The organism is uncultured Sphingomonas sp. (assembly GCF_937871615.1).
Taxonomy (GTDB): domain Bacteria; phylum Pseudomonadota; class Alphaproteobacteria; order Sphingomonadales; family Sphingomonadaceae; genus Sphingomonas.
Genome location: NZ_CALMPA010000014.1, coordinates 1 through 4,495, shown reverse-complemented (window position 1 = coordinate 4,495; position 4,495 = coordinate 1). Strand labels below are relative to the sequence as shown.

Genomic DNA, 4,495 nt, shown 5'->3' with positions numbered 1-4,495 from the left:
TCCACTATTTCGCGCTCAGGAAGATGCACTTCCTGCTCCACGCGCGCGCGCTGGCGGCCTTTCCGGGCGGCTTCGGCACGTTCGACGAGCTGTTCGAACTGCTGACGCTGATCCAGACGGGCAAGATCGCGCCGATCCCGGTGCTGCTGTTCGGGCGGGATTTCTGGGAGCGGGTGGTGAATTTCGACGCGCTGGTGGAGGAAGGCGTGGTTTCCGAGCGCGATCTCGAAATCTTCACCTATGTCGAAACCGCCGCCGAGGGATGGGCGGCGGTCCAGCGTTTCTATCAGGACAATCCGTCCGCCTGAACGCGCGGGCGCGGCGGTTGCCGCTCGCCCGCTTCATCCAGATACGCAAACGCGCCGGAGAGGGCCTCCCCCCGGCGCGTTTCGCATCCGGCCATCGGGCGGCGCGACTGAAAGCGTCACGCCGCTGGCCCAGGTGTTTACTTCTTCGCAGCCGATTCGGCAGCCGGCGCGGCGGCGTTGGCCGGGGCCGCGGCGCCAGCCTCCGCCGGGGCGGCGGCATTGGCTGGAGCAGCACCGGCGGGCGCAGCCTCCGCGGCAGCCGCTGGCGCGGCGGGCAACGGCAGGTTCGATCCCTGCTGATTGAGATACAGGATGATGTCGGCGCGGTCCTGCGGGTTGGACAGGCCGGCGAAGGTCATCTTCGTGCCGTTGGCGAACTTGCGCGGGCTGGTCAGCCACGCGTTCATCTTGTCGAAATCCCAATTGCCGCCAACTGCCTTCAGCGCGTCGGAGAAAGCGAAGCCGGCCTTGCCCTGCGCGATCCCCTCACCCAGCGTGCCATAGAGATTCGGGCCGATGCCGTTGGCGCCGCCCTGATTGATCGTGTGGCACGCGGCGCATTTCTTGAACACCTCCGCACCCTTGGCCGCATCGGCCTTGGGCAGCAGCGCGGCGATCGGCACCGCGGCCTCCGCCGCGCCCGCGCCGCCGTCCTCCGCGGCTTCCACCGGATAGCCGAATTTCTCGACATGGCCGGAATGGAAAATCATTCCGCCGGCAATCGACAACCCCAAAGCTGCGCCACATGCAGCCAGCACCCACCCGGCAATGGTGTTGTTCCGATCGTCCATATCGTGAAACCGCCCCTGAAATTTATCCCGAACCCCATAGAAAAGGCGCGATGGCTCCGCAAGCGGCGGTTTGGCTCCGCAAGCGGCGGTTTGCAGGGATCGTGCAAGGTTCGCCAAACGGCTTCCCTGAATGAGCGTCTGCGGCTAACGCCCGTGCCCGTAATGGAGAATTTCGCCGCCCCCGCCCGCCCGATCGTCGCCGCGATGATCGCCGCCGCCGCCGCCGATCCGGCCCGCGCGGTCGCGTTTCAGGGCGCGCCGGGCGCCAACAGCCATGTCGCCGCGCTGGAAGCCTTCCCCCAGGGCTTGCCGCTGCCGTGCTTTTCGTTCGAGGACGCGATCGACGCGGTGAAGGAAGGCCGCGCGGCGCAGGCGATCATCCCGATCGAAAATTCGCTCCATGGCCGCGTGGCGGACATTCACTTCCTGCTGCCCGAATCGGGGCTGGTGATTACCGGCGAGCATTTCCTGCCGATCCGCTATGCCTTGATGGGCATCGGCACGCGAGACGATGTGCGCGAGGCGATGAGCCATCCGCAGGCGCTCGGCCAGTGCCGCCACTGGCTGAAGGCGCATGACATGCAGCCGCTGGCCTATCCGGACACCGCCGGCGCCGCCGCGATGGTGGCGGAGATCGCGGACGCGCGCACCGCCGCGCTCGCCCCGCCGCCCGCCGCCGAAATCTATGGCCTCAAACTGCTGGCGAACGATATCGCGGACGCCGATCACAACACCACGCGCTTCGTGATGCTGGCGCGCGGCGCGCGGCCAGCGGTGGGCGACGGGCCGTGGATGACGACCTTCATCTTCGAGGTGAAGAACATCCCCGCCGCGCTATACAAGGCGATGGGCGGCTTTGCCACCAACGGCGTCAACATGACCAAGCTGGAAAGCTATCAGCGCGGCGGCACCTTCGCCGCGACCGAATTTTACGCCGATGTCGATGGGCGCCCCGGCGATCCGGCGTTCGATCGCGCGATGGAGGAACTCGGCTTCCATTCCAAATGGGTGCGCGTGCTCGGCACCTATCGTCAGGCGCGCAAACGCGGCTGAACTGGACAGCGCGGCACCGTCGCAGCATCTTCCTCCGGCCCCCGCACGGAGGAATAATGCGATGAGCGCCCCGCCCAGCACCATTCTGTCGGTTTTGCCCGAAGAAGCGGAGGCGATCCGGGGCGCGGTGCGCGCGCCCGATCTCGCCGCGCTCGGCAGAGGGCAGGTGATCGCCGGGCCGGAACATGTCGCCGGGCTGCTCGCGCTGCTCAGCGATCCCGCCGTGTCGGACCCGATCTATGATCTGCCGCGCCCGTTCACGATCGAATCAATCAGCCAATGGGTGGCGGAGGCGCGCCGCAAACAGGCCGATGGCGAGGCGATCCTCACCGTGGCGCTCGACGATAACGGCGAAATAGCGAGCTATTCCTATTTCACCATCTGGCCCGAACGCTCCGCCGCCGAACTGGCCGGCGCGATCCGCGCCGATCGCCAGCAATCGGGCAATGGCCGATCGGGCGCCGCGCGCAGCTTTCAATGGATGTTCGAGCGGCTCGGCGTCCGGCTGATCGGCCTCACCGCCGCGCTCGACAATGATCGCTCGGCCCGCGTGATCGAAGCGGCGGGGTTCGTGGCGAAGGGTGTACGAGACAGCGTGCGACCGGACGGCACCATCCGGCAATCACGCTATTGGGAATTGCTGCGCGATTCCGCCTGACGCGATTTCCAGACAGGTGAAATCACCTGCCAGCCCGTAAAATTGCGGCGAACAACGGAAAATCGAGCGGCGATCCGATGCGGTCGGATCGCAAAACCGCTTTAGCCGCCCGCGATCCGGCAGGTCGCGCCGCGCCGCGCCGCGTCGATCGTGGGGAAGCGCGCCGGATCGTCGACCAGGATACGGATCAGCGCCACGCCGCGCGCGCCCTTCACCCGCACCACTTCCGATTTTGCCGCCGCCTTCGCGCCTTGCTCGACAAGGCTGACGGTGATCGGTTTCCCGCCATTTTCCACATTGTTGCGGACGAACGCGACATCGGTGTTCGCCTGAAACACCGAGAGCGACCAGTAATTCGCCGGAATCGACGGCACCGAGATTTCCAGAACCCCCTTCGACAGATCGAACGGGCAGGCTGAATAGGCAAGATCGGGGCTTGGCCGCACGATCGCCCGCGATTTGCTGGTGGCGAGCGGCACATGGGTGAAGCTGTTCATCCCCCCCTTGCCCAGCCGCGATACCGCCGCCGCCATCAGCGTCTGCGGCGTGCGCGACAGCGTGACGTAATAAGTGACCAGCGCCAGCACCACCGCCAGCACGATCGGCCCCGCCCAACGCCGCATCATGCGCATGTCTCCCGCCGGATACTGGGTAATTGATCGCGCGCCGGATTGGTTTTGCCCGCATCGGGCGGAAGATAGGTGCGCACCGTCAATTCGAAATGCTTCAGCCCGGCGGTGGGCAGCCAGTTCCCCGGCTGCCGCTGGGGCGAGACCAGGACAGTCCAGCGCCCCTGATTTTCCGCTGGAATCGCGGCGTTGCCGATCGAATAGGGGCCATCGCCGGCGAGATGGCCGTCGCCGTCGTACAGCGTCATGCTCCACCAGCGCCCCGGCAGCGCCCCGCCGGTGATGCGATAGCTGCACCGCCCGTCGAGCGAGCGGCCCGCATCATCGACCGAGGCGGTGTAATAGCGCGCTTCCCGCGCCGGCAATGCGAGCAACCCGCGCCGCGCGACCACCGCGCGCGTCCGCGCGCCCTGCTCCGCCGTGCCGAAATCCTTGCCGGTCGCCCATGGCCCGATCGAGACGTTCGAGCCGAGCGCCCCGGCGCGCACCGCATAGATCGCGCTGCCCAGCCCCACCACGATGCCCACCACCACGGCTATGAGATAGCGGGCCCATGGTTTCACAAGCGCTCTCCTATTTTTTCAACGCCGCCTGTGCTGCCGCCAGCCGTGCGATCGGCACACGGTAAGGCGAAGCGGAAACGTAATCCAGCCCCACCGATTCGCAGAACTCGATCGACGCCGGATCGCCGCCATGTTCTCCACAAATGCCAAGCTTGATATGCGGCCGGGTCGAACGCCCGCGCTCCGCCGCGAGCTTCACCAGCTCGCCCACGCCGTCCACGTCGATGCTGACGAACGGATCGCGCGCGTAAATGCCCTTTTCGACATAGCTCGTCAGGAAGCGCGCGGCATCGTCGCGGCTCACGCCCAGCGTGGTCTGCGTCAGATCGTTGGTGCCGAAGGAGAAGAATGCGGCGGCCTCGGCGATCTCGGCGGCGCGCAGCGCGGCGCGCGGCAATTCGATCATCGTGCCGACGAGATAGTCGACCCGCTTGCCCTGCTCCGCGAACACCGCCTCGGCGGTGCGATCGACCACCGCCTTCATCAGCTCCAG

7 protein-coding genes are annotated in these 4,495 nt (G+C 66.8%); 3 read left to right on the top strand and 4 right to left on the bottom strand.

What is annotated here, in order from left to right:
- Positions 1 to 308 (top strand): LOG family protein (locus tag Q0316_RS02875; protein WP_298669436.1); only part of this gene is annotated, 308 nt, incomplete at its 5' end.
- Positions 309 to 445: 137 nt separating this feature from the next.
- Here Q0316_RS02875 and Q0316_RS02870 read toward each other — a convergent pair.
- A complete protein-coding gene (locus Q0316_RS02870) occupies positions 446 to 1,099 on the bottom strand; it encodes a cytochrome c family protein (RefSeq protein ID WP_298669434.1) in 654 nt (217 codons plus the stop codon).
- 162 nt (positions 1,100 to 1,261) lie between these two features.
- Here Q0316_RS02870 and Q0316_RS02865 point away from each other — a divergent pair, with 162 nt between their 5' ends.
- Positions 1,262 to 2,152 carry a prephenate dehydratase gene (locus Q0316_RS02865; protein ID WP_298669432.1) on the top strand — a complete coding sequence of 297 codons (891 nt, stop codon included), beginning with the start codon at positions 1,262 to 1,264 and terminating at the stop codon, positions 2,150 to 2,152.
- A gap of 61 nt (positions 2,153 to 2,213) precedes the next feature.
- Positions 2,214 to 2,810, top strand: a complete 597-nt coding sequence (locus Q0316_RS02860; RefSeq protein WP_298669430.1) for a GNAT family N-acetyltransferase — start codon at positions 2,214 to 2,216, stop codon at positions 2,808 to 2,810.
- Between the two features lie 101 nt (positions 2,811 to 2,911).
- On the opposite strand, the gene Q0316_RS02855 is transcribed toward Q0316_RS02860, so the two are convergent.
- The 3 genes from Q0316_RS02855 to Q0316_RS02845 form a co-directional block, all read right to left on the bottom strand.
- On the bottom strand, positions 2,912 to 3,436 hold the full coding sequence (locus Q0316_RS02855) for a DUF1254 domain-containing protein (protein WP_298669428.1): 525 nt from the start codon (positions 3,434 to 3,436) through the stop codon (positions 2,912 to 2,914).
- The gene (locus tag Q0316_RS02850) at positions 3,433 to 4,002 is read right to left on the bottom strand and encodes a DUF1214 domain-containing protein (protein ID WP_298669425.1); all 570 of its coding nucleotides are present in this window, start codon (positions 4,000 to 4,002) and stop codon (positions 3,433 to 3,435) included. Before Q0316_RS02850 ends, Q0316_RS02855 begins: the two co-directional genes overlap by 4 nt.
- 10 nt (positions 4,003 to 4,012) lie before the next feature.
- Positions 4,013 to 4,495 (bottom strand): putative PEP-binding protein (locus Q0316_RS02845; protein ID WP_367179610.1); only part of this gene is annotated, 483 nt, incomplete at its 5' end.

Bases quoted from the DNA above. Each gene is read 5' to 3' on its own strand.
- Q0316_RS02870 (WP_298669434.1), bottom strand. From the start codon at position 1,099: ATGGACGATCGGAACAACACCATTGCCGGGTGGGTGCTGGCTGCATGT.
- Q0316_RS02865 (WP_298669432.1), top strand. From the start codon at position 1,262: ATGGAGAATTTCGCCGCCCCCGCCCGCCCGATCGTCGCCGCGATGATC.
- Q0316_RS02860 (WP_298669430.1), top strand. From the start codon at position 2,214: ATGAGCGCCCCGCCCAGCACCATTCTGTCGGTTTTGCCCGAAGAAGCG.
- Q0316_RS02855 (WP_298669428.1), bottom strand. From the start codon at position 3,436: ATGATGCGGCGTTGGGCGGGGCCGATCGTGCTGGCGGTGGTGCTGGCG.